Genomic DNA, 22,413 nt, shown 5'->3' on the forward strand with positions numbered 1-22,413 from the left:
ACCGGCGAATTGGATCAGGCGGGCAAATCCGATTCGCCCAATTCGCTCAATTCGCCTGGTAGGCGCACTACGGCGCGGCAACACGCGCATGAAGACTCCGGGGGACAGCACGATGATCGAATCCGCCTTCGCGCCAGATGTAGACGAAGATCGCCATAATGACCGCCGTTTCGCCTGGCGCAAGCGTTGGCGGATAGAAGAACGAGACCAGCAGCACGAAGACCAGATAGTCGTACAGCGCGCCGAGGAAATCGTCTTCGACTTCCGCGCGCAGGCGCCGGTAGAAAAACAGGCCGCGCAACTGAAAACACAGAATGACGAGCGCGCCGACCAGGCCGTACTCGAACACGATCCCCAGCCACGTGATGTCAGCGAGGAAGAAGAAGTGGTGGAAATACGTGGTCAGCGTGTCGCCGCTCGCGGGACTGATCGTGCCCACGCCGAACAACCAGCGCAGTGAGTCGTTGCCGAGAAAGCGCGTTGCGAGCTCCGCCGAAATACGGCGCGTGTAGAAGCCGGTTTGCGCATTCGCGCTGAAGATCGTGGCGAGATACCCCATCGAGAACACACCGACCAGCACGATCGGCGCCACGAGCATCAGACCGATGCGCGCACGCGGACGCGCCCAGACGAACGTGTTGATGACCAGCACGCCCATGATGCCGATCGCCAGCGCGCGCGACTTCACGATCAGCAACGCGACCGCCAGCCCGATCAGCACGCTGACCAGATAGCCGACGTTACGCTCGAAGAACGCACGGCGATAGCAGAAGAACAGCAGGATGAACGGGAAGTACATCGACATGCGGATACGGTGTCCGCGACTGTCGCTGGTGAAGAACGGCGCCTGCCCGAAGACGTAGGTTTCCTTGTACCAGTCGGCGGGCACCAGCAGCCACATGAGAATCAATGCGCCGACGATGACCGCGCCGAGAATCACGAAACTGCGCCCCAGCTCATGCAACGTGGGCTTGAGCATCAGGAGCAGCGCCAGAAAAGAAAAGAAATACAGAATCGGCAGCAATTTCACCTGCGCTGTCACACTGGTGAAAAAACTCTCGTTGAAGTAGATGACCGCAGCGAAGCTCGGCACAAGCACCAGCCATGCAAAGCTCAGGAGCACCTGGCGCGTCAGCGGGAAGCGCGGCTGGCTGCCCAGGCGCAGCACCAGCGGCAGCGTCAGCACCGGGAACGCCTTCGAGAGCGCCCACAGCGGGTAGAGCGCGGAAATGTAGTGAAACGTCTGGCCGAAGAGCGGCAGAAGCACCACGAGGCACCCGACCACGAAGGTGCGCGGCAGGCCGCCCGCGAACACGGCCGGCAGGTCGTCCGGGACTGGCGTCCCGTGCGTCGCTTCGGGCGTGTTACCGGGGCGGGTATCCATGTCGAGAGGTGGCTGCGCGGCTGTCACGAAGCGGTTGAATTCGGTGGTTAGACTGGCACGATTTGCCCCGGCAACGGCGAATTCGCCGCATTAGACCGGAATGGGCCGGGATCGGCCGGAATCACGCCGGGTGTCGCGAATCGCTCGCGACGCACGGCACCGGACGATCAGAAGCTGCGAGCGCCGTTGATGTCGTAGTTGACGTTCTTGTTGAACGGCAGCCCCTTGTTGATGTACTGGTCGACCCACAGGTCCACTTCGGCGATCGCCGACTTCGGCACGAAAATCGTGTCGTTCGACTGCAGAACGATGTCCTGCGCCGGATCGCCCTGCTGCGTGAGCGCCTTGACGTCGATCGTGCGCAACATCGGACGGCCGTCCGGGCTGCGGCGAATCAGCACGATTTCGCCGGTCCGTGCGGTATCGAGCAGGCCCTGGGCGGTGATGATCGCCTGCATCACGCTCATGCCGGGCGTGAGCGCGAGTTCGCCGGGCTTGCCGACTTCACCGCCGACGAACACGTGTGCGGCGGTCTGCGTCACGGCAACCATGGCCATCGCGTTCGCGGTCATGTGGTTGGCCGCGAGCGCGCGGTTGACCGTATCGCCGAACTGCGCAAGCGTCTGGCCGGCTGCCGGAAGATTGCCGGCAAACGGCATGGCGACGGTGCCATCGGGCGCGATGCGGCCCTTGTAGTTGAGTTCGATGTTAAAGGGCAGCACGACGGAAATGTCGTCGCCAGCCAACAGTCGATAGGGTGACGGGGAGGTCGAATCGACCCAGGTCGCGAAGCGGTCGGATTGCTGGTATTTGGTGTCGACCCAGGTATGGGTGCAGGCCGTCAGCGTCGTCAGCGCCATCAGCGCCAATACGCAGGCCGGGCGAAGCATGTTCATGGGACAGATGGCACGAGGCCGGGGTGGTTGCACGGTCTGGACCGTACTCTAGTGCACTTCTGCCGTCTCGCCAAGCGCGATAAATCGGCGTCGGATTTCGGATAATGCTGGATTTGGGGGGACTTTCCGGGGACTTTTTTGCGTAAGATATGCGCCTTGAAACCATCAACCGTGGCCGGGCAACCTTTCTGCTTCTTGCATCCCTATGGCAATTTCGACTCGAGCAAGGCCTGACCGTCACGCCGCGGTCGTCGACGTGACGATCCGGGATTATCTCAACACCCTTTTTTATTACCGCAAGATCGCCACGACGGTGTTTCTCGCCATCGTGGCGCTCGGCGTACTCGTGGCCCTCTTCGTGCCGATTCCGTATCGCGCTCAGGCCACGCTGCTCGTCCTCAATGCGGGCTACTACGACCAGACGAACAATCCGAACGGCGGCGTGTCGCTGCAACCCCCGCCGGGTCAGCTCAACGGCGTGGAAGCACAGATTCTGTCGAGCCCCGAGCTGCATCGCGACGTCATTCTGTCGAAACTCGGCCCCGGCGCGACGGCGAGCGACATCGACCGCGAACTGCAGAATTTCGAGAAGCGCCTGCACATCGAGCAGAACGACCTCGCGAACACCATCACGCTGACGTACTCGGACACCGATCCGAAAGCGGCAGCCGATGCGCTCGCGCGTCTGCTCGACAAGTACTTCCGCCAGCGCGCCTCGATCTTCACCTCGGGGCGCGTCAATCTGCTGGTCAGCCAGCGTGACGATGTCGGCAAGCAACTCGACAAGGCCGACGCGGATCTGCTCGCGTTCCAGAAGAAACACGGCATCGTGAAGATCGACGACCAGACCTCGCGCGCCGTGCTGCTCGAATCGCAGCTCGTGCAGCGCAAGCTGGAGACCGACGCCAAGCTCGCGCAGGACCGCAGCGAACTGAAGTCGCTGCAAACGTCCACGAAGGAAGTGCGCTCGACGATTCCGATCTACACGGACGACTCCGAGACCAGCCGCGCGATCAACATCCTGCAAGGCTCGCTGAGCGAGCTCGAGAACAAGCGTGCGGACTACGCGTCGCGTTACATGGCGACCTCCCCGTTCGTCGTGCAGCTCGACAAGCAGATCGCCGACATGCGCGCGAACATCGCGAAGCAGCGTCAGGAGATGATGACCGCGACACGCCTCGGTCATAACAACTACTACGACGTGGTGCAGGAGCGTCTGGCGGTGCTCAACGCGAGCATTGCCGGAGGTCTCGCGCAACAGGCTGCGCTCGATGCGCAGATCAAGGAAACGCGCGACAAGCTGCAAGGCATGAGCGACGTGTCGAGCCAGTTGAGCCAGCTGCAGGCGCGTCGCGACATTCTCGCGGACAGCTTCAAGGACCGCTCGCGTCAGGTCGAACTCGCGCGGGTGCAGCAGGGTCAGGTCAGCCAGATCAACGGCACCAACGTGCGCGTGATTCAGGCGCCGTTCCCGCCGTCGCAACGCAGCGTGTCGGCCAGTCTGCTGATCGCCGCCTCGATCGCCGCCGGTTTGCTGCTCTCCGCACTGACAGTGCTGATCCTGTCGAGCCTGCGTGAGACCTTCCTGAGCCCCGAACAAGTCGAGCGTGCCCTGCTGTTGCCGGTGGTGAATGCGCCGGTCCTGCTGGGTGGTGAACGGCGTGGTGCGGCAGCGGGTGTGGCAGGTGCCGCTGGGGGGATGGCGGCTGGCGTCGCGAACGCGGAACCCGCCTACTCACGTCCCGCTCACCTGGCTTACGGCCGCATGATCGCTGCGATCAACAGCAGCACCAGCGCGCATGCCAAGGTCGTCATGGCCTTGTCGACGGGCAAGAACGATGGCCTCTCGTCCGTCATTCAGGGTCTGACAAGCGAACTGGAACACCGCTCGGGCAAGCCGATCCTGATTCTGGACATCGCCTCGACGCCGGACGCGCCGATGTATGGCAAGCCGAACGCACAAGGGCTGCTGGCATGGCCGTCGAATGGCGGCAGCGGCACGGCAAGCACCGATGCCACGGCACCGGTCGCCGCCGACGAATCCAACGGCATGCTTGCGGACATCGTCTTCACGCGCGTCGAGGGTCACAACATCGTCGTGGCGCAGCCGCGCAGCGGGTCGATTCCGTCGTCGTGGCAGCAAGTCACGCGCCTGTTCGACGCGCTGCGCGACTCGCACGACTACATCGTCGTGCATGCTCCGCCGTCGAGCCAGTCGTTCACCGGCATCGAGAACGCGTCGCTGGCCGACGCCACGGTGCTCGTGGTGCGCGCCGAAGCCACGCGCAAGCCGGTCATCGCCGGCCTCAAGGCGCAGGTGGAAGACGCAGGCGGACGACTCATCGGTGTGGCGCTCACGCATCGTCGCGGATATATTCCGAGCTTCATCTACCGGTTCTTCTAGCCGTCGGTTCAGACCATCATGCAACAAATCAGCGCGATCCTGCCGATCAAGACCCGAGGAAGGCATTACGCCGACAACATCGGCCGTTGTGACATCCTCTTCTCGTCGCTGCGCCACTTCACGACGCCGGACCTGTTCCATCGCTTCGTGATCATCGTGCCGCACGACGAAGTCGAGGAAGTGCGCGGCTACGCCAAGGCGTGGTCCGACTTCCCCATCGAGGTGATCGACGAATCGCTGTACATGGGCGCGTTCAACGAGTTCTCGCAGCGGCACCAGATTCGCAACTGGCATCGGCAGCAGATCATCAAGATCAACGCGCCGGAATGGATCGAGACCGAGTACTTCCTGATCTTCGATCCGGATTGCTTCGCCACGCACGCGTTCGACTACGACTCGCTGATCTCCGACGGACGGGCGATCACGCACCTCAAGGGGCGCAGTGTCGAGCCGTATTACTGGGAGGCGTCGGCCAAGCTGCTCGACGTCGATCCGCATCTGGACCGTGAAGGGGTCTGGTGGACGCCCGCGACGCTCTCGCGCTCGCTGTGCCTGTCGTTGCAGGAGCGGCTCGAAGCCGTGAACGGCACCGACTGGAAGCGCGTGCTGCTCGCGAACTACGCCATCGACTGGACGGAATACACGCTGTACTGGCTCAACGCCGAGCGCGCCGGACTGCTCGACAAGTACCACACGCAAGCGGTGCCGCCGCAGCGCACGCTGCACGCCGACGAAAGCGTGTGGTTTGCCGACAAGATGCAGGAGTGGGACGCCGCGCATTACTTCGCGCCGGAGAGCGACGGGCTGTTCGCCGTGGTTCAGAGCAACACGAAGATCCCGCTCGATCAGGTCGTGGCGAAGCTGTCCCCGTACTTCCCGATCAAGATTCAGCCGTATGAGCGGCACGTGGATCCGGCACTCAAGGGCGCTGAGTTATACTCGGCGGTCGTACGCAAGGGACTCAAGATGCTCAAGAAGGTGTTGGGCAACGGCGCGGGCATCAAATAACGCCAACCGTCCCAAAGATCAACAGGACCCGATTCGATGAGCAGTACGGGCAGCGCCAAAGGCCGGATGGTCGGCATCGAGATGCTGCGATTTTTCAGCGCGTTCGCGGTGCTTATCTGGCATTACCAGCATTTCTTCTTTCAGCCGCAGACGGCATCCATCGAGGTGGTTCGCAGCGCCCAGCCGCTCTACGGGCTGCTGCATCCGTTCTACGATTTCGGATGGCTCGGGGTCAATGTCTTCTGGACGATCTCCGGCTTCATCTTCTTCAATCGCTATCTGACGAAGATCGCGGCAGGCAAGGTCTCCGGCGGTCTGTTCTTCCTGAATCGCTTCTCGCGGCTCTATCCGCTGCACATCGTGACGCTCGTCGCCGTGGCGCTATTGCAGGCGTATTACGTGCAGCACAATGCGGCGTTCTTCATCTATCCGTACAACACGCCGTACGACTTTTTCGTCAACGTCATCTTCGCGTCCGGATGGCTCACGCCTTACACCGACTCGTTCAACGGGCCGGTATGGAGTGTGTCGACGGAAATCGTGATTTACGTCGCGTTCTTCCTGCTGGCGCGGTTTTTCCGCATCGGACTGGCGTGGACGCTCGCGATCATGTGCCTTTCGGCCGCCGCAGGTGGTCTGCTGATCCATCAGCACGTCAAGGGCAGCGAAGCGAACATCGTGTTCTGCGCCTTCTATTTCTTCATGGGCGGCGCAGTGCATCTGCTCTACGAGCGGTTGCGCGACGTGATCGAAGCGCACCGTCGGGCGACGGTGTTGCTGTGCTGTGCGGCGTATGTGGGGTTGATTGTCGTGTGCGCTCTCTTCGGCGGCACGAAGTATCTGGCGGCCACGGTGATCGCGCCGGTCTCGATCGTGCTACTCCATGCCATCGAGCCGTGGATACCGGAGCGGTTGGCGTCGCCCATCGCCAATCTCGGCAATACGACCTATTCCAGCTATCTGATTCACTTCCCGCTGCAACTCACGACCGTGATCGTGCTGCAACGGCTGGGGATGTCCAGCGCGACGGTGGCGATGAACCCGTGGTTCCTGGCGGCGTATCTGATCGTCGTATTCGCGCTCGCCCGAGTCGTTTTCCGGGTGTGGGAAGCACCGGCACAGACGTTCCTTCGGCGACGTCTGGCCTGGATCGGCGCTCCCGCGAAAGCGCGCTGACGACGGCCGGGCGGTCGATACGGCGTCGGGTGAACAAGGCGCGCGGCAGGCTGACGCCGTGCACGCCCGCAGGGCTCAATGATGATGATGGTGGTGATGCGACCAGAGCGGATCCATCGAATCGACGAACGACGCGACAGCATCCTTGTCGCCCGTGGCGTGACGCATCAACTGGCCGCACTTGCACCAGCCCTGATAGGGCGTGATATGCGAGCAGGCGGTCGTCTTCTGCAAATACAGCGTGACGGGTTTCGCGCACTTGGTGCACTTGAACTTGAGGGTCAGGGCAGGTTTGCTCATCGGAGATCCATAGCAAAAAGCCGGATGTCGTGAAGACACCCGGCTTTTTTGACTTTGTACTGCGTTTGTACCGCGCGCATATCGTGTCGACGAATCGCGTTAGCGAATCTGACGCCGGTCGGCTTCGATGTGTCGATTGTCACACCGCTACCGTTGGATGGCGTCCCCTAGGGGATTCGAACCCCTGTACTCACCGTGAAAGGGTGATGTCCTAGGCCTCTAGACGAAGGGGACAAAAATCGTCATTCGTTTGGTGGAGGTAAGCGGGATCGAACCGCTGACCTCTTGCATGCCATGCAAGCGCTCTCCCAGCTGAGCTATACCCCCGCGCGAAGAGGCGTGACTATAGCGCATTTCCTGACAGTCCGCAACTTTGTCGGCCAATAGCCGTCACGCGAGGCGAGTAGAATCCGCAACGCGGCATGGCCGGCGATCGTCGCCGCTTATGCACGTTTGTGTACGTTCATGCCATTTGACGGGACCCTCTCATGAAAACAGCAGTCGCGCTGGCGCTGATGCTCACGGCAGGCTGGGCGCATGCCGAGAAAATCGGCGACGTCAGCACCGCATTCAAGTTTCTCGGACCGGATCACAAGATCGTCGTTGACGCCTATGACGATCCGAAGGTGCACGGCGTGACGTGTTACGTCTCACGCGCGAAGACCGGCGGCCTCAAGGGCATGGTCGGTCTGGCCGAAGACAAGGCGGAGGCATCGATCGCCTGCCGCCCCGTCGGCCCGATTTCGTTCTCAGGACCACTGCCCAAAGAGGAAGAAGTCTTCTCCGAAGGCTTGTCGCCGCTGTTCAAGAAGCTGCGCATCGTGCGCATGGTCGACAAGACACGCAATACGCTCGTCTACCTCACCTACTCCGACAAGCTTATCGACGGCTCGCCGCAGAACAGCGTGACGGCTGTCCCTGTGGATCGTGCCACAGCGATCCCGATGAAGTGAGCCGACGGTGCCCGAGCGGGCACTGCGCGGCCGTCGTCAGCCACGCAGCAGCCCGAAACGCCTGAGCTTGCGGTACAGCGTGTTACGGCTCACCCCGAGCCGTCGCGCTGCGGCACTCACCTGCCCCTGGCACGCGTCGAGCGCAGCACGCAGCGCCTGACGCTCCGCCGCCTCCAACGGCGCTTCCCACGGTTCGTCCGGGGACGCATCGGCCGACATCCGGGCGTCACCCAACGCCTGCGCTTCACGCAACTCGTCCGGCAGATCATCGAGCGTGACGATGCCGCTCTCACTGAGCGCCACCAAGGTCCGGATCACGCTGCGCATCTGACGCACGTTCCCCGGCCAGCCATAGCCACACAGGCACGCCTGCGCGTCCTGCGTCAGTTCAATCGCGCCATGCTGACCGTGCGCCCCGGCCTGCGCCAGCAGACGTTGGATCAGATCGATCTTGTCTTCGCGCTCACGCAGCGGCGGCACCGTCACTTCGAGGCCGCTCAGCCGATAGAACAGATCCTCGCGGAATTGCCGCTCGGCAATACGCTCGGCCAGATCGCGGTGCGTCGCGCTGAGCACGCGGATGTCGAGCGGCACCGGCTCGCCGCCACCGAGCGGCGACACCATGCGTTCCTCCAGCACGCGCAGCAGACGTGTCTGCATCGCGAACGGCATGTCGCCGATCTCGTCGAGGAACAGCGTGCCGCCGTTCGCTTGCCACAGCTTGCCGTTCATCCCCTCCTTGCGCGCTCCCGTGAAGCTGCCGCCCACGTAACCAAACAACTCGCTCTCGATCAGCGACTCCGGAATCGCCGCGCAATTCAACGCGACGAACGGTCCCGCCGAGCGGGCACTGCCCTCGTGGACAGCGCGCGCGAACACTTCCTTGCCGCTGCCCGTCTCGCCACGAATCAGCACCGGCACGTCGTGCGCGAACACGCGGCACGCGCGAGAAAAAGCGCGTGACAACGCGGGATCGGCGAACGGTGCGATCGTCTCTCGTGCAGAGGGCTTCGATACAACATGCGACGTTGCTGATGTCTCCGGCAAGCCACGATTGGCACGCGCGGGCGCACGCAACATCGCCAGCAGCGCTTCCCCTGCACTCGTGCGAATCGGCCAGCAGGCACTCGGCGACGGATGCGCCTGCGCGACCAGCGCGTCGAGTGTCTGCGCAAACCATCGGTCGATCCGTGTGCCGACGATCTCCTCTCGCGTCGCCCCCAGACAGTTCAACGCACTCTGATTCGCAGCGAGCACGCGGCCCGCATCGTCGAACGCGAGCAGGGCTTGCGCGAATCCGCCGAGATGATCGGCCTGCTCCTGCAATTGCAGCAGCCATTCGTCGCGATAGTGCTGGAAGAAATACTCGCTCTCCACGACCTTGGCCGAGAGATTGACGAGGGCGAGCGTATGGAACTGGCTCTGCCGCGTGACGTCTGCCGTCGTGGACGACACATCGATTACCGCGAGCAGATCGCCCTGCGGCGCGAACACCGGGCTCGCCGTGCAAGTAAGCGGCGTGTGCAGCGCGCGGAAGTGATCCTGCTGGCAGATGATGACGGGCGCGCGCTCGACGGCACACGTCCCGATACCGTTCGTACCCTCGCACGACTCGCTCCAGTCCGCCCCGGGCCACAGGCCAGCGCGGTGAAAGGCGTCGCGCGTGCCGTCGTGCAGACGGGAATCCACGATCACGCCGTCCGGGGCCGTCAGCAGCACCGCCTGACGCGGATTCATCAACTGACGCTGCAACCGTTCCAGCACGGGCATGGAGACGTGACGCAGGCGCTCCATCGCGCTACGTCGCTCGCGCAGTTGCGACGATTCGAGCACGCGCGGCGCCATGCGTGCGCCCGGATCGAGCGCGTGCGTGTCGAGACAGCGTCGCCACGAGCTGGCGATGTTCGGATCGGTCGCAGCGCCGCCCGCCGGCGGCTGGCCCTGCGCGACACTCAGCACACGACGCGCGTGTGCGGACTCGGTAGTTGGTGGCATTGGTCGTCTCCCCCGTGCCGGGTGATCTGATGATCTTGTCGTCGTTCCCGAAGCATCTCCCATGCCGGGGGCGTTTGCAATGCGCGATGTCAATCGGAAGACGCCAGCCGATTGAGGGCCTCGGGCAGGCTGTCACGCTCGCGATACAGAGGGTGTCACGGGACGGGACAAACGTGTCACGGATTCGGCACACGTTGCACCGCAACACGCGCCGGAAAAGCGGGCGGACCGGCGTCAACGCGAGATCCGGCCCGGGTGGCCCGCGACTTGCTTGGTGACTCTCGCGCGGCTGGCGAACGACCGGCTGCCGACACAACGATATCCGGAGACACAACATGCGATACACGCCTCCCGGCACGCCCGGTGCCCTGCTGACCCTGCAACCGCGTTACGAGAACTTCATCGGCGGAAAATTCGTGCCCCCGGTGGAGGGTCGTTACTTCGTCAACACCTCGCCCGTGACCGGCGCAGTCATCGGCGAATTCCCGCGCTCCAATGGCGCCGATATCGAACTGGCGCTCGATGCGGCACACGCCGCGGCCGCCAAATGGGGGAAGACGTCCGTTCAGGCGCGCTCGCGCATTCTGTTGCAGATTGCCGATCGTCTCGAATCGCAACTGGAGCGCTTCGCCGTGGCGGAGACGTGGGATAACGGCAAACCGGTGCGCGAAACGCTCGCGGCCGACCTGCCGCTCGCCGTCGACCACTTCCGCTATTTCGCCGGGTGCATCCGCGCACAGGAAGGCACCGCCGCCGAGATCGACGAGCATACGGCCGCGTATCACTTCCATGAGCCGCTGGGTGTCGTCGGTCAGATCATTCCGTGGAATTTCCCGCTACTGATGGCCGCGTGGAAGCTCGCCCCGGCGCTGGCAGCTGGCAACTGCGTGGTGCTCAAGCCCGCCGAGCAAACGCCGCTCACGATCACGCTGTTCGCCGAACTGGTCGGCGATCTGCTGCCGCCCGGCGTGCTCAACATCGTGCAGGGTTTCGGCAAGGAAGCCGGCGAGGCGCTGGCGACGAGCAAGCGCATCGCCAAGATCGCGTTCACCGGATCGACACCGGTCGGGAACCACATCCTCACGCGTGCCGCCGCCAACCTGATTCCGAGTACGGTCGAGCTGGGCGGCAAGTCGCCGAACATCTTCTTCGACGACATCATGCGCGGCGAGCCCGAGTTCGTGGAAAAGGCCGCAGAAGGTCTCGTGCTGGGCTTCCTCAATCAGGGCGAGGTGTGCACCTGCCCGTCGCGTGCGCTCGTGCAAGAATCGATCTACGAGCCGTTCATGGAAGTGGTGATGAAGCGTGTCGAGCGCATCAAGCGCGGCGATCCGCTCGACACCGACACAGCCGTCGGCGCACAGGCCTCGCAGCAGCAATTCGACAAGATCCTCACGTACCTCGACATCGCGCGCAAGGAAGGCGCACAGGTGCTCACGGGCGGAGGGATCGAGATGCTGGACGGACCGCTCGCCAGCGGCTTCTACATCCAGCCGACGCTGCTCAAGGGCGATAACCGCATGCGCGTGTTCCAGGAAGAAATCTTCGGCCCGGTCGTCGGTGTAACGACATTCAAGGACGAAGCCGAAGCGCTCGCCATCGCGAACGACACCGAGTTCGGACTCGGCGCAGGCGTGTGGACACGCGACATCAACCGTGCCTACCGTATGGGCCGCGGCATTCAGGCCGGACGCGTCTGGACCAACTGCTATCACCTCTATCCGGCGCACGCAGCGTTCGGTGGTTACAAGAAGTCGGGCATCGGCCGTGAAACACACAAGATGATGCTCGATCACTATCAGCAGACGAAGAATCTGCTCGTGAGTTACGACGTCAATCCGCTCGGCTTCTTCTGAGTCGAACGTCCCGAGTAGTGCCTCTAGTTCCGCCTGACCTTGCAGCAGATCAAAGACGCATCGCGTGACGAGTGCGATGCTGTCTTTGATGCCTGCAAAAGATGATTCCGGACACCGCGCATCCCCCTGCTGTGCGCCGTTGCGCGCACGCGGTGTGCCCCTCACAGAACAAACAAGGAGCATGACGATGAGCACGACATTCTTCATTCCCGCCGTCAACATGATGGGCGTCGGCAGCCTCGACGAAGCGATGGCCGCCCTGCGCCAATACCATTTCCGTCGCGCCCTGATCGTGACCGACGCCGGCCTCGCCAAAGCGGGCGTGGCCGAGAAGGTTGCGAAGCTGCTCACGCAGCAGGACATTCAATCGGTGTTGTTCGACGGCGCGAAGCCGAACCCGACCGTCGCCAACGTTGAAGCCGGTCTGGCGATCCTCAAACAGAACCAGTGCGACTTCGTGATCTCGCTCGGTGGCGGCTCGCCGCACGACTGCGCGAAGGGCATCGCGCTGTGCGCGGCCAACGGCGGCCATATCTCGGATTACGAGGGTGTCGACCGCTCGAAGAAGCCGCAACTGCCGCTCGTCGCCATCAACACGACAGCGGGCACGGCGAGCGAAATGACACGGTTTTGCATCATCACGGACGAAAAGCGGCATGTGAAGATGGCCATCGTCGACCGTAACGTCACGCCGTTGCTGTCGGTCAACGATCCCGCACTGATGGCGGCAATGCCGAAGGGCCTCACGGCAGCGACCGGCATGGACGCCCTGACCCACGCGACCGAAGCCTACGTGTCGACGGCAGCCACCCCGATTACCGATGCGTGCGCGCTCAAGGCCGTTACGCTGATCTCGCAGAACCTGCGGCGCGCGGTGTCGCACGGCGACGACATGACGGCACGCGAGAACATGGCGTACGCGCAGTTCCTGGCGGGCATGGCGTTCAACAATGCGTCGTTGGGCTATGTGCATGCGATGGCGCACCAGTTGGGCGGGTTCTACGATTTGCCGCACGGCGTGTGTAATGCCATATTGCTGCCGCACGTGGAAGCGTTCAACGCGAGCACCAGCGCCGGGCGTCTGAAGGATATCGCGCAGGCGATGGGCGAGAAGGTCGAGGGCTTGAGCGACGAAGACGGCGCGAAGGTCGCGATTGCCGCGATCCACCGCCTGTCGAAGGACATCGGCATTCCGTCGGGACTCGCAGAACTGGGCGCGAAGGAGGCCGACGTGCCCACGCTGGCGGCCAACGCCATGCAAGACGCCTGTGGCTTCACGAACCCGCGTCGTGCGGAACAGGCGGAAATCGAAGCCATCTTCTTGCAGGCGTTTTGATGGGTAGCGACTGAGCAGTTGAAACGAACATGGGCTACGTGACGTCACGTAGCCCTTTTTACGTTACCGTTCAGGCCATCGCCTGAGCGCCCGGAACCGGCTCGCGCCGACGCATCCGCCACCAGATCAACACGGCGACGAACGCTTCGAGCGCCGCCACGATCCAGAGGCCGCCGTTGAAGCTTCCCGTCGCGTCCTTGACGATGCCCAGCAGATACGGCGAACCGAACCCGGCCAGATTCGCTACCGAGTTGATGAACGCCACGCCCATCGCCGCAGCACCGCCCGCGAGATAGGCGTTCGGCAACTGCCAGAACACCGGGATCGCCCCCATCGTGCCCGACACCGCAACCGCGAGGCACAGGAAGGCCGCCACACCGTTGCTCCCCGCGAACCACCCGACACCCGCCAGTCCGCACGCCCCCACGAACACCGGGATCGCACAATGCATGCGCGCTTCGCGTCGCTTGTCTGCGCTGTAGCCGATGGCGATCTGGAAGATCGCGCCGAACACGTACATCACCCCCACGAGCAACCCGATGTGCAACGGATTCGTCGGTCCCAGCGCACGCACGATGGTCGGCGCGAAGAACGACAGCGTCGCATTAGCCGCCACGATCCCGAAGTAGATGCCCGTGAGCAGCCACAGCTTCGGGCTGCGCACGGCCAGCATGAAGCTGTGCTCACGTTTGCCCGCGCTCTTACGGTCCTTTTCCAGATCGGCCTGAAGCAGACGCTTTTCCTGCTCCGACAACCAGCTTGCCTGCTCGGGCTTGTCGACGAGGAACCACACCGCCAGAATCCCGGCGAGTACCGTTGGCACCCCTTCGAGCAGGAACAGCCATTGCCACCCTGCCCAACCGTTCACGCCATGCATGCCGTTCAGAATCGCGCCGGCCAGCGGTGCGCCCACGACCGACGAGACCGCCGACGCCGAGATGAACCACGCAAACGCTTTCGCGCGACGGTGCGCCGGAAACCAGAACGTCAGATAAAGGAGTACGCCCGGCTGGAAGCCCGCTTCGAACGCGCCCAGCAGGAACCGCATCACATAGAAGTAGGCCGGTGAGTGCGTGAACATCATGAGCACGCAAATCGTGCCCCAGCCCAGCGTAATGCGTGCGAGCGTACGCCGCGCACCAATGCGCAACAGCAGCCAGTTGCTCGGAATCTCCAGAAAGAAGTAGCCGAGAAAGAAGATGCCCGCGCCAATGCCGTACACGGTCTCGCTGAAGCCGAGATCCTGCTGCATCTGCAACTTCGCGAAGCCGACGTTGACGCGATCGATCCACGCCAGCATCCACAGCACGAAGATGAACGGGATGATCCGCCACATGATCTTCTTGTAGATCGGATCGAGCATGTCCTGCGATGGATTCGCAAACGTGTGGCTTGCGTCGCCAGCGCGCGAAGGTAACGGTGGGTTCATTTCGACTCCTCCCCGGAGCAGCATGGTCCGACGCGCATTCTTTCGGCCGCGCGCGGTGTGATACGTCGACGTCGTGATGTGATCGGCTAACGGTTCGATCGAGGTCTCATGACGATAGAACGCTGCGTTGCGGCGTCAGGCCGCTTCGCCCAGATGCATCGCCTGAAGCAACGCACGACAGGCGGCGGGTACCGGCCCGATCACCGGGGTCGAGAAGCGCTCACCTAACGCCTGCGCCGCCTCGCCCAGCGGTCCGCCGCCGATCACCACGGCCTGCGCGCCGTCTTCATGCAGGCAGGCCTCGACAGCGCCGGCGAGACCGCGCTCCAACTGCGACGGCTGATCGCCCAATGCGAGGGGATCGCCGGTCGTGAATCGCGAGCCGGTGAAGTTCGCACCCAGTCCGAGCTTCCTGACGTTCGATGCAATCGACTCGGCCAGTTGCGGTGTCGTCGTGGCGATGCCGAAGCGTCGTCCGCCGGTCGCAGCCTCACGCACAGACGCCGCGCCGATGCCTACGACCGGAACTTCCAGTTGTGCCCGCAGCGCATCGATGCCAGGATCACCGAAGGCCCCCACGATCACCCCATCCGCCTGCGCGGCGAGTGCCACGATGTCCGGGTCGTTCACGGCGTCTGCCGCCACGGCCAGATCCCGCTCGTCGACGATCATCGGCGCGCCGCGCGCGACCGTCGCACCGATGACCGCCGGTGGCGACGTCATCGCACTCGCGAGATACGCACGTGCGATGTCGACCATCATTTGCGTCGTCGCCGTCGACGTATTGGGGTTGATGAGCAGGATATGTGTCATGAAATTCTCGGCGAGTCGTGAGCAGCGAACGCTGCGGAAATATCAGGAGGCGTCAGGAAGTCGCGGATGCCGACACGTCTGTCGACGAACGACCGCTAGTAGTCGGCGTATCGGTGTCGCCCGGTGCTTCCGGGCCATCGATCGGCTTGCCGAACGTCTCCGGTGCGAAGGTCAGCGCGATGGCGAACACGGCATACATCCCGGCCATCATCCCGAACATGCCGCCAATGCCGTACTGATCGAAGACGCGTCCGGCGACCAGCGGCATCGCGGCGCCTGCCAGCGTGCCCAGCGCCAGAATGAATGCCGTGCCGAAGGCGCGCACACGTGTTGGGTAAAGCTCCGGGGCGTAAATCCAGATGGACGTGTTGAGCAACAACACGCAGAACTGGAACGCTGCACCGAACACCAGGATCAGCGGTTGCGACTTCGACAGAAAGCCGAAGCACAGGCCGATCACGCACGCGGCGATGGCACCGAGCGTCAGTACGCGCTTGCGGGGAAAACGGAAGCCGAAGTAAGACGCGGTGATCGCACCGAGCAAGCTGCCCGACTGCATCACGATGGTGAACACGAAGCTCTTGCTCAGCGTGTACCCCTGCGCCATGAGAATCGTCGGCATGAGCGTCAGCACCGAGATCTGTGCACCGTACGTCATGCACACGGCGATACCGACCGCCACCGTGCGCCGCGCCAGCGGTCCCACGAACACCTCTCTCAGACGGACTTTCTCAGCGCGATGCGTCCCCGCCACGGCCTCGCTCAGGTAACGCCTGGCGTCCTTGCCTGCGGACTTGCCGAGCTTGCCGGACGCCAGAATGTTGAGCACACGGTTCGCTTCCTCTACGCGGCCTTTGGAGAGGAGAAAGCGCGGCGTCTCCGGAATGAAGCGGCGATACAGCAGCACGAAGAATGCCGGCAGCACCAGACAACCGAACAGCCAGCGCCAGCTATCCGGCCCCGGGAAGAAGGCGAAGACAGCCAGCCCGAACGCGGGGGCGAGCATATTGCCCAACCCACCCCCTGCGACGTTGATCGCGCCTACGGCCACACCACGGAAGCGCGACGAGCAGAACTCGGCGAGCATCGTGACGGCAATCGAGATCTCGCCGCCGAGACCGAAGCCGACGATGAAGCGTCCGGCAGCGAGCATCGAGTAGTTCGTGGCAAGCGCGCAGATCAGCGCGCCCAGCGTGAAGAGCATCAAGTTGATGCTCAGCATCGTGCGACGCCCGTAGCGGTCGGCGATGTAGCCCGAACCGAGCCGCCCGATGGCCGCCGCACCGAAGGTCAGCGTGTTGAGAAAGCCGATCTGCGTGGCCGAGATGCCCCAGTACTCGCGCAACAACGGCCCCACGAGGCCGACGGCATTTTGCTCGAAGACGTCGAACAACACCCCGAACAGGATCAGCGCGAGGATTTTCTTGTGTGACGGCGTCACCCCGATGTCGTCGAGCGCCCGTTCGAGCTGCTGCAACCTGGGTTCCGACGAGGATACGACCACTTCTGCGCCCATCGTAAAACTCCCTGCGCCGTGACTGGCGCCTTGCGACCGATTTGCCTCGCCCTCGGGTGAATCCTGTTTCGTTAATATTTTTTCAAATTATTTGTTTTTGAAAATTATTTTTCATATCAGGGTTTCACCCGACGCTTTTGCGACCGTCAGGGCGAGCAACGTCCTTGGCCAGACGTGCCAACGGACGAGCAGGAAATCGGGGGAGATGCGAGAAAGGCGGGAGAGGCCTGCGAAGGGAAAAGCAGGCCGGGCGCCCGGGGAGCCGGCGAGCTACACGTCGCCAGATATCCCCTCGCCGGCGGTTGCGTCAGATTTCGTCGAGCGAGTCGTGGAACGCTTCCACGAGGCCTAGATGACGACGGCCCGGATTGCCTGCCTGTGTCATCACCTGCGTGACGATCAGGTGGCACAGGCCGATCACAGCGGTGTGATTATCGAGAACGCCGGGCCCCTGCACGTCGCATTGCAGCGACCACTTCGCGGGCGTCTTTGCGGCAGCGGCACGCTCGGTGCGCTCAGAGATGTAGACGAGATTCGGACACGCCTTCGCGAGTTGCGCAACGACGGTCGGCATCTGACGCACCCGGCGTCGCAGCGCGAAGACGATCACGACATCGTCGGCGGTGATGCCCGCGAGATGCTCGCCCAGCGTCTCACCCGCGCCCGGAATCGCCTGCGCGCTCGGCACGATTTGCAGCAACTGCCAGCGCAGATACATCGCCAGCGGATGACTCGACCGAAACCCGACGATCCACACCTTGCGTGCCGCGAGAATCGCCGCTGCGATCTGTTCGATTTCGGTGGACGAGAGCCGACGGTAGGTCGCCTCGATGTTGGCGAGGCTTTGCAGGCGTTGCGCGCCGACGAGATCGTCGGTTGCCGCTTCGGTGACGGGCGCCGTCGCGGCCATCGCCAGCGGAGAGCCTGCGCGCTGCTCGGCGCGCACGTGTTTGCGCGCGTCGTCGAACGACTCGTAACCCAGACGTCTCACGAAGCGCGTGACGGTCGCGTTGGAGACCTGTGCGAGCGCCGCCAGTTCCGAGGCCGAGTACCCTGCTAGATCGCCCGGCAAATCGAGCGCGAACTCCGCCAGACGTCGCTCTGAGGGCGAGAGCTGATCCAGTTGGTCCCGAATCCGGCCGACGAAGGACTTCTTCACGTGAGATGCCATGAGCGTTTGCGTGGTTAGGGCGAGCTATTGTCACCCGATGACGCGCCGATGCCAATCTGCGCTTTCACTTTCGTGCGCGTGGCGTCGAGCATCGACAGCGAACGCGCGCGGTCGGGCTCGCACCGCGCGAGCGAGATCGCGCCCACAAGCTCGTTCATCATCGAACGCGCCGTGGTGTCCGGATCGGGGACGTTCATGGCGGCGAGCTTTTCCGCCATCGCCTGCGTCAACGTGCGCACCCCCGCACTGAAGACCGCCTGCACGGCGGGCGACATGCGCGGCACATCCGCCGCAAGCGCCGCCATCGGGCAACCGAGCGGACGCTGATCCATGCGCTCCACCGACAGATAGTGATCGATGAACCGACTCAACCCTTGCTGCGGCGTGACGCCTTGCGTGACCTGCTGCCAGCGCGACAGGCTCCCTTCGAACATGTGTGCAACGGCCGCCTCGATCAGCGCGTCCTTCGACGAAAAGTGCGCGTAGAAGGCGCCGTGCGTGAGGCCCGCCTGACTCATCACGGCCGCCACACCGACCTTGTGGGGTCCGTCCAGACGAATCGCCTGCGACGCCTCGTCGAGAATCCGTTCGTAAGACTTCTGCTTGTGATCCGTGCCGTAGCGCATGGCGCCGATCCTCCGTTCGCCCGAATGTGCCGAGTATGCCCCCTGTGAGACCGACGCCCGATGTCGTGACGTCAGGCGTCTCGAACACACTCAGGAAATTCATAGTATGATAACCATCATATCATAAAACGCAGCGGCCCAATCGACCGTTGCGGCCCGGCTGTGTGCTGAGCGAACCGTCAGGAAACGTTGTCGTCGCCCACAGTCTTCAACAACCGTCGAAGGAGCTTCAACGTGAAAATTCTTGTCTTGGGTGCCGGTGCCATCGGGGGCTATTACGGTGCGCGTCTGGCGCAGGCGGGTGCGCAGGTCACCTACCTCGTTCGGGAAAAGCGAGCGGAAGTCCTCGCGCAACGAGGGTTGACGATCAAGAGCGAACTGGGCGACGTGCAGCAGGCGGTCGCCACGGTGACGAGCCGAGACGTGAAGCCCGAATACGATCTGGTGCTGCTCGCGTGCAGGACCTACGACCTCGACAACGCCATCGAGTCGATCGCCCCCGCGATGGGCGACCGCACCGTCATCCTGCCGTTCCTCAACGGCATGTCGGTGTATGAGCGTCTCGATGCGACGTTCGGCAAGCATCGCGTGATGGGCGGCGTGTCGTACATTGCGACCACCCTTTTGCCCTCGGGCGAGATCCTGCATCAAGGGCCGGGGGACAACGTGATCGTCGGCGCGCGTACGGAGACGATGCGCACGCTGGCGCAGGACGTCTACGCTCTCTTCGCGAAGTCGAAGGGCACACGCGCCCTCAGCGAGACCATCGAGCAAGCGCTGTGGAACAAGTGGATCGCCGTATCGTGCGCGGGCATCATGACGTGCCTGATGCGCGGCAACGTCGGTCAGATCATGGCGACCCGCGACGGTGAGGCGCTGATGCGTCGAACCATGTCGGAAGGCCGCGCCATTGCGCAGGCCGAGGGGTATGCGCTGCCGGAAGCGGCCGTCAAGCAGATGGAGGCGTTGCTGCTGGCGCCGAAGTCGCCGTGGGCATCGTCGATGGCGCGCGATATCGCGTCGGGCGCGAAGCGGCTGGAAGCCGATGCCATCGTGGGCGATCTGGTCACTCGTGCGGACAAGCACGGGCTCGATGCCCCGATGACGCGTGCGGCGTACTGCCAGTTGCAGGTTTACATGGGGTAAAGCACGTGGGGTGACGTGAGGTGAGTTGTCGACGACGCTGCCCGATAGCCCGGCAGCGTCGCCTCATCTCCGTCACCCGATACGACTACGGCTCAGCCCCGTCACGGCTTGCAAGATCGCCACGCGGGCCTGACCGAGAATCTGCCCCTGCCACACGGGGTCGTCGAAGCAGAACGCCGAATGCACGGCTTGGCGGATGGCCGAGGCCTGCGCGTCCGGCGCATCGGGATGCCGTCTGAGCCAGGAGTCGGCGCGCAGCATGTGCAGCATGTCGATGAGCGGCACGGTGCCGTATTCGATAGCCATCGCCGTCACTTGCGCATCCGGTCGTGCGGTGCGCAGCGTGTCGAGCAACGGACCACCCACGTTGGATGCCACCGTCGTCCCATCCACCGGACTCGCGAGGTCGGCGCCCCACCACGCGCGCGCGCGGGCAAGCTCATCGGCGTCGAGTCCGCCTACGCAGATCTTCTCGCCATGTCCCGGCGGGCCGAGCCCGGTGTGGAAATCGATCCACCCGATGGCGTCGCAATCTGCCGCGTGCGTCTCGATCAGCGTGCGCATCAGCCGGGTGCTCCAGACCGGCTGGCGTCCGCCGTAGAACAAGCCGTCGGCGAACGCATACTGGCCGATCGTCAGCGCACGTTGATAGGCCACTGCGCCGTGCACTTCGATGTAATCCGCAATCGCGCGCACGTTGTCGTTCGAGGGCGGCCAGGTCGGCGGCACGAGCAAGTCGTGCAACTCGCCATACGCCTCGTTGACGGGCAGCGCCTGCGTGAAGTCGATGCTGTTCCGGTTCAGGTCGACGTTGTCCTCGTTCGTACGCGACAGCCACGAGAAGCCGTAGGGATTGATCGCGTGCACGACGAGAATGGCCACGTTGGCGGCCATCAGACGTCCCTGCAATCCCGCATCGCCGAGCAGGGCGATTTGCGCCGCACTGCCGCAGAAGCCTTCGACACCGTGGGTGCCCGACGTCAGAATGAGCAAGCGCCGCGCGTCGGACGGCCCGAGCCGCACGACATCGGTCGACAGGGACTCGCCTTCGCGCCCGACGAGATCGGGAATCACGTGGCTCGTCACCTCGACGCCCGCCTGACGCGCAGCGGCCGTAAAGCGCTTGCGCGCTTGTCGGTAGCTTTCAGAAAACGGACTCGTGGCCATCTCGTCTCAACCCACCAGGAAAGCTTCTGCCAGACGTACCCAATAGGTCGAGCCGAGCGTCAGCACGTCGTCGTTGAAGTCGTAGCTCGTGTTGTGCAGCATGCACGGGCCGAGACCGTGGCCGTGGGCGCGGTGATCCCCCGTGCCATTGCCGATGTACGCATAGCAACCGGGGCGCTCCAGCAGGAAGAACGAGAAGTCTTCGGCCCCCATCGTCGGATCGATGGGATCGACAACGTGATCGCGTCCCACGATCTCCTTCATCACGTTGAGCGCAAACTGCGTCTCGGCGGCGGTGTTCACCGTCGGCGGGTAATTGCGGATGAACGAGAACTCGACGGTACAGCCATAGGCAGCGGCCGTGGATTCGCAGAACTCACGCATGCGCGTCTCCACGAGATCGAGCACTTCGAGCGAGAAGGTGCGCACGGTGCCTGCCAGCGTGGCGGTGTTCGGAATGACGTTGATCGCCTCGCCCGCCTGCATCTGCGTGATGGAAAGCACGGCGGCGTCGATGGGGCGCTTGTTGCGCGTCATGATGCTTTGCAGCCCCGTGCCGATCTGCATGGCGGTGAGCACCGGATCGATGCCGTCGTGCGGCATGGCGGCGTGTGCGCCCGTACCTTTGACGACGATACGGAATTCGTTGCTCGACGCCTGCGTCGCCCCCACGCGCGCACCGAAGCTGCCGGCGGCGAGTCCCGGCCAGTTGTGCAGCGCGAACACGGCATCGACGGGGAATTTTTCAAAGAGACCGTCTTCGAGCATGGCCTTCGCGCCGCCACCGCCCTCCTCTGCCGGCTGGAAGATGAAGACGATGGTGCCGTCGAACGTGCGGTGTGCGGCGAGATGTTGCGCCGCGCCGAGCAGCATGGCCGTGTGACCGTCATGACCGCAGGCGTGCATCTTGCCCGCGTGTTTCGACGCGTGCTCGAACGTGTTCAGCTCCTGGATCGGCAGCGCGTCCATGTCGGCGCGCAGGCCGATGACCTTCTTGCCGGTGCCGTTGCGCAGCACGCCGACGACGCCCGTCTTGCCGAGCCCGCGCGTGACCTCGATACCCCACGATTCAAGCAGCTTCGCCACGATGTCGGACGTACGCGCTTCTTCGTAGCGCAGCTCGGGGTGCGCGTGGATATCACGTCGGATGGCTTGCAGTTCGGCCGAGCGTTCGGCGATTTCGGGAATGATGGACATGTGAGTCGTCTCTTGATGAATGCCCCGGATGGCGCGACGC

Annotated in this window: 18 protein-coding genes and 2 tRNA genes; 7 read left to right on the top strand and 13 right to left on the bottom strand. The window is 63.5% G+C overall.

Features of this window, described 5'->3' with window-relative positions; all coding sequences use genetic code 11:
• Positions 1-67 precede the first annotated feature (67 nt).
• Positions 68-1,384, bottom strand: coding sequence for a hypothetical protein (locus PCA20602_RS17995; RefSeq protein ID WP_150722401.1), 1,317 nt, complete (start codon positions 1,382-1,384; stop codon positions 68-70).
• Between the two features lie 167 nt (positions 1,385-1,551).
• On the bottom strand, positions 1,552-2,280 hold the full coding sequence (locus PCA20602_RS18000) for a polysaccharide biosynthesis/export family protein (RefSeq protein WP_150722402.1): 729 nt from the start codon (positions 2,278-2,280) through the stop codon (positions 1,552-1,554).
• A gap of 256 nt (positions 2,281-2,536) precedes the next feature.
• Here PCA20602_RS18000 and PCA20602_RS18005 point away from each other — a divergent pair, with 256 nt between their 5' ends.
• From PCA20602_RS18005 to PCA20602_RS18015, 3 genes are read left to right on the top strand one after another with little or no spacing between them, the layout of a single operon-like run.
• Positions 2,537-4,684, top strand: coding sequence for a GumC family protein (locus tag PCA20602_RS18005; RefSeq protein ID WP_174981291.1), 2,148 nt, complete (start codon positions 2,537-2,539; stop codon positions 4,682-4,684).
• Between the two features lie 18 nt (positions 4,685-4,702).
• Positions 4,703-5,692, top strand: coding sequence for a DUF6492 family protein (locus PCA20602_RS18010; protein ID WP_150722404.1), 990 nt, complete (start codon positions 4,703-4,705; stop codon positions 5,690-5,692).
• Between the two features lie 36 nt (positions 5,693-5,728).
• The gene (locus tag PCA20602_RS18015; RefSeq protein ID WP_150722405.1) at positions 5,729-6,868 is read left to right on the top strand and encodes an acyltransferase family protein; all 1,140 of its coding nucleotides are present in this window, start codon (positions 5,729-5,731) and stop codon (positions 6,866-6,868) included.
• 75 nt (positions 6,869-6,943) lie between these two features.
• Here PCA20602_RS18015 and PCA20602_RS18020 read toward each other — a convergent pair whose 3' ends face one another.
• From PCA20602_RS18020 to PCA20602_RS18030, 3 genes are all read right to left on the bottom strand, one after another.
• On the bottom strand, positions 6,944-7,168 hold the full coding sequence (locus tag PCA20602_RS18020) for a hypothetical protein (RefSeq protein ID WP_039393487.1): 225 nt from the start codon (positions 7,166-7,168) through the stop codon (positions 6,944-6,946).
• A gap of 158 nt (positions 7,169-7,326) precedes the next feature.
• Positions 7,327-7,402, bottom strand: a tRNA-Glu gene (locus PCA20602_RS18025).
• A gap of 17 nt (positions 7,403-7,419) precedes the next feature.
• Positions 7,420-7,495, bottom strand: a tRNA-Ala gene (locus PCA20602_RS18030).
• A 161-nt stretch (positions 7,496-7,656) separates the two neighbouring features.
• Here PCA20602_RS18030 and PCA20602_RS18035 point away from each other — a divergent pair.
• Positions 7,657-8,121 carry a CreA family protein gene (locus PCA20602_RS18035; RefSeq protein WP_150722406.1) on the top strand — a complete coding sequence of 155 codons (465 nt, stop codon included), beginning with the start codon at positions 7,657-7,659 and terminating at the stop codon, positions 8,119-8,121.
• Between the two features lie 36 nt (positions 8,122-8,157).
• Here PCA20602_RS18035 and PCA20602_RS18040 read toward each other — a convergent pair whose 3' ends face one another.
• A complete protein-coding gene (locus tag PCA20602_RS18040) occupies positions 8,158-10,116 on the bottom strand; it encodes a sigma-54-dependent Fis family transcriptional regulator (RefSeq protein ID WP_150722407.1) in 1,959 nt (652 codons plus the stop codon).
• A gap of 335 nt (positions 10,117-10,451) precedes the next feature.
• On the opposite strand from PCA20602_RS18040, the gene exaC reads away from it, so the two are divergent.
• Both exaC and yiaY read left to right on the top strand, forming a co-directional pair.
• The gene (gene exaC, locus PCA20602_RS18045; protein ID WP_150722408.1) at positions 10,452-11,972 is read left to right on the top strand and encodes an acetaldehyde dehydrogenase ExaC; all 1,521 of its coding nucleotides are present in this window, start codon (positions 10,452-10,454) and stop codon (positions 11,970-11,972) included.
• A gap of 187 nt (positions 11,973-12,159) precedes the next feature.
• A complete protein-coding gene (yiaY, locus tag PCA20602_RS18050; RefSeq protein WP_150722409.1) occupies positions 12,160-13,308 on the top strand; it encodes an L-threonine dehydrogenase in 1,149 nt (382 codons plus the stop codon).
• A 70-nt stretch (positions 13,309-13,378) separates the two neighbouring features.
• Here the strand turns inward: yiaY and PCA20602_RS18055 are convergent, their stop codons facing one another.
• The 5 genes from PCA20602_RS18055 to PCA20602_RS18075 all read right to left on the bottom strand — a co-directional run bounded on the left by PCA20602_RS18055 (position 13,379) and on the right by PCA20602_RS18075 (position 18,863).
• Positions 13,379-14,737, bottom strand: coding sequence for an MFS transporter (locus PCA20602_RS18055; RefSeq protein WP_150722410.1), 1,359 nt, complete (start codon positions 14,735-14,737; stop codon positions 13,379-13,381).
• Positions 14,738-14,872: 135 nt separating this feature from the next.
• Positions 14,873-15,550, bottom strand: a complete 678-nt coding sequence (locus tag PCA20602_RS18060) for an aspartate/glutamate racemase family protein (protein WP_150722411.1) — start codon at positions 15,548-15,550, stop codon at positions 14,873-14,875.
• Between the two features lie 52 nt (positions 15,551-15,602).
• Complete coding sequence (locus tag PCA20602_RS18065; RefSeq protein WP_150722412.1) at positions 15,603-17,066, bottom strand: MFS transporter; 1,464 nt, start codon at positions 17,064-17,066, stop codon at positions 15,603-15,605.
• A 307-nt stretch (positions 17,067-17,373) separates the two neighbouring features.
• Entirely contained in the window at positions 17,374-18,237 is an 864-nt protein-coding gene (locus tag PCA20602_RS18070; RefSeq protein WP_150722413.1) for a MurR/RpiR family transcriptional regulator, read from the bottom strand.
• Between the two features lie 14 nt (positions 18,238-18,251).
• Positions 18,252-18,863, bottom strand: a complete 612-nt coding sequence (locus PCA20602_RS18075) for a TetR/AcrR family transcriptional regulator (RefSeq protein ID WP_150722414.1) — start codon at positions 18,861-18,863, stop codon at positions 18,252-18,254.
• 234 nt (positions 18,864-19,097) lie between these two features.
• Between PCA20602_RS18075 and PCA20602_RS18080 the strand changes: the two genes are divergently transcribed.
• Positions 19,098-20,009 carry a ketopantoate reductase family protein gene (locus PCA20602_RS18080; RefSeq protein WP_150722415.1) on the top strand — a complete coding sequence of 304 codons (912 nt, stop codon included), beginning with the start codon at positions 19,098-19,100 and terminating at the stop codon, positions 20,007-20,009.
• Between the two features lie 72 nt (positions 20,010-20,081).
• On the opposite strand, the gene PCA20602_RS18085 is transcribed toward PCA20602_RS18080, so the two are convergent.
• Both PCA20602_RS18085 and PCA20602_RS18090 read right to left on the bottom strand, forming a co-directional pair.
• The gene (locus PCA20602_RS18085; RefSeq protein WP_150722416.1) at positions 20,082-21,176 is read right to left on the bottom strand and encodes a M14 family metallopeptidase; all 1,095 of its coding nucleotides are present in this window, start codon (positions 21,174-21,176) and stop codon (positions 20,082-20,084) included.
• Positions 21,177-21,182: 6 nt separating this feature from the next.
• Positions 21,183-22,373, bottom strand: coding sequence for a M20 aminoacylase family protein (locus PCA20602_RS18090; RefSeq protein WP_150722417.1), 1,191 nt, complete (start codon positions 22,371-22,373; stop codon positions 21,183-21,185).
• Positions 22,374-22,413 lie beyond the last annotated feature (40 nt).

It is taken from the genome of Pandoraea capi (genome assembly GCF_902459735.1).
In the GTDB taxonomy this organism is placed as follows: domain Bacteria; phylum Pseudomonadota; class Gammaproteobacteria; order Burkholderiales; family Burkholderiaceae; genus Pandoraea; species Pandoraea capi.

Excerpts from the sequence above, each read along its gene's own strand:
- PCA20602_RS17995 (WP_150722401.1), bottom strand. The coding sequence starts at position 1,384 with ATGGATACCCGCCCCGGTAACACGCCCGAAGCGACGCACGGGACGCCA.
- PCA20602_RS18000 (WP_150722402.1), bottom strand. The coding sequence starts at position 2,280 with ATGAACATGCTTCGCCCGGCCTGCGTATTGGCGCTGATGGCGCTGACG.
- PCA20602_RS18010 (WP_150722404.1), top strand. The coding sequence starts at position 4,703 with ATGCAACAAATCAGCGCGATCCTGCCGATCAAGACCCGAGGAAGGCAT.
- PCA20602_RS18015 (WP_150722405.1), top strand. The coding sequence starts at position 5,729 with ATGAGCAGTACGGGCAGCGCCAAAGGCCGGATGGTCGGCATCGAGATG.
- PCA20602_RS18020 (WP_039393487.1), bottom strand. The coding sequence starts at position 7,168 with ATGAGCAAACCTGCCCTGACCCTCAAGTTCAAGTGCACCAAGTGCGCG.
- PCA20602_RS18035 (WP_150722406.1), top strand. The coding sequence starts at position 7,657 with ATGAAAACAGCAGTCGCGCTGGCGCTGATGCTCACGGCAGGCTGGGCG.
- PCA20602_RS18040 (WP_150722407.1), bottom strand. The coding sequence starts at position 10,116 with ATGCCACCAACTACCGAGTCCGCACACGCGCGTCGTGTGCTGAGTGTC.
- exaC (WP_150722408.1), top strand. The coding sequence starts at position 10,452 with ATGCGATACACGCCTCCCGGCACGCCCGGTGCCCTGCTGACCCTGCAA.
- yiaY (WP_150722409.1), top strand. The coding sequence starts at position 12,160 with ATGAGCACGACATTCTTCATTCCCGCCGTCAACATGATGGGCGTCGGC.
- PCA20602_RS18055 (WP_150722410.1), bottom strand. The coding sequence starts at position 14,737 with ATGAACCCACCGTTACCTTCGCGCGCTGGCGACGCAAGCCACACGTTT.
- PCA20602_RS18060 (WP_150722411.1), bottom strand. The coding sequence starts at position 15,550 with ATGACACATATCCTGCTCATCAACCCCAATACGTCGACGGCGACGACG.
- PCA20602_RS18065 (WP_150722412.1), bottom strand. The coding sequence starts at position 17,066 with ATGGGCGCAGAAGTGGTCGTATCCTCGTCGGAACCCAGGTTGCAGCAG.
- PCA20602_RS18070 (WP_150722413.1), bottom strand. The coding sequence starts at position 18,237 with ATGGCATCTCACGTGAAGAAGTCCTTCGTCGGCCGGATTCGGGACCAA.
- PCA20602_RS18075 (WP_150722414.1), bottom strand. The coding sequence starts at position 18,863 with ATGCGCTACGGCACGGATCACAAGCAGAAGTCTTACGAACGGATTCTC.
- PCA20602_RS18085 (WP_150722416.1), bottom strand. The coding sequence starts at position 21,176 with ATGGCCACGAGTCCGTTTTCTGAAAGCTACCGACAAGCGCGCAAGCGC.
- PCA20602_RS18090 (WP_150722417.1), bottom strand. The coding sequence starts at position 22,373 with ATGTCCATCATTCCCGAAATCGCCGAACGCTCGGCCGAACTGCAAGCC.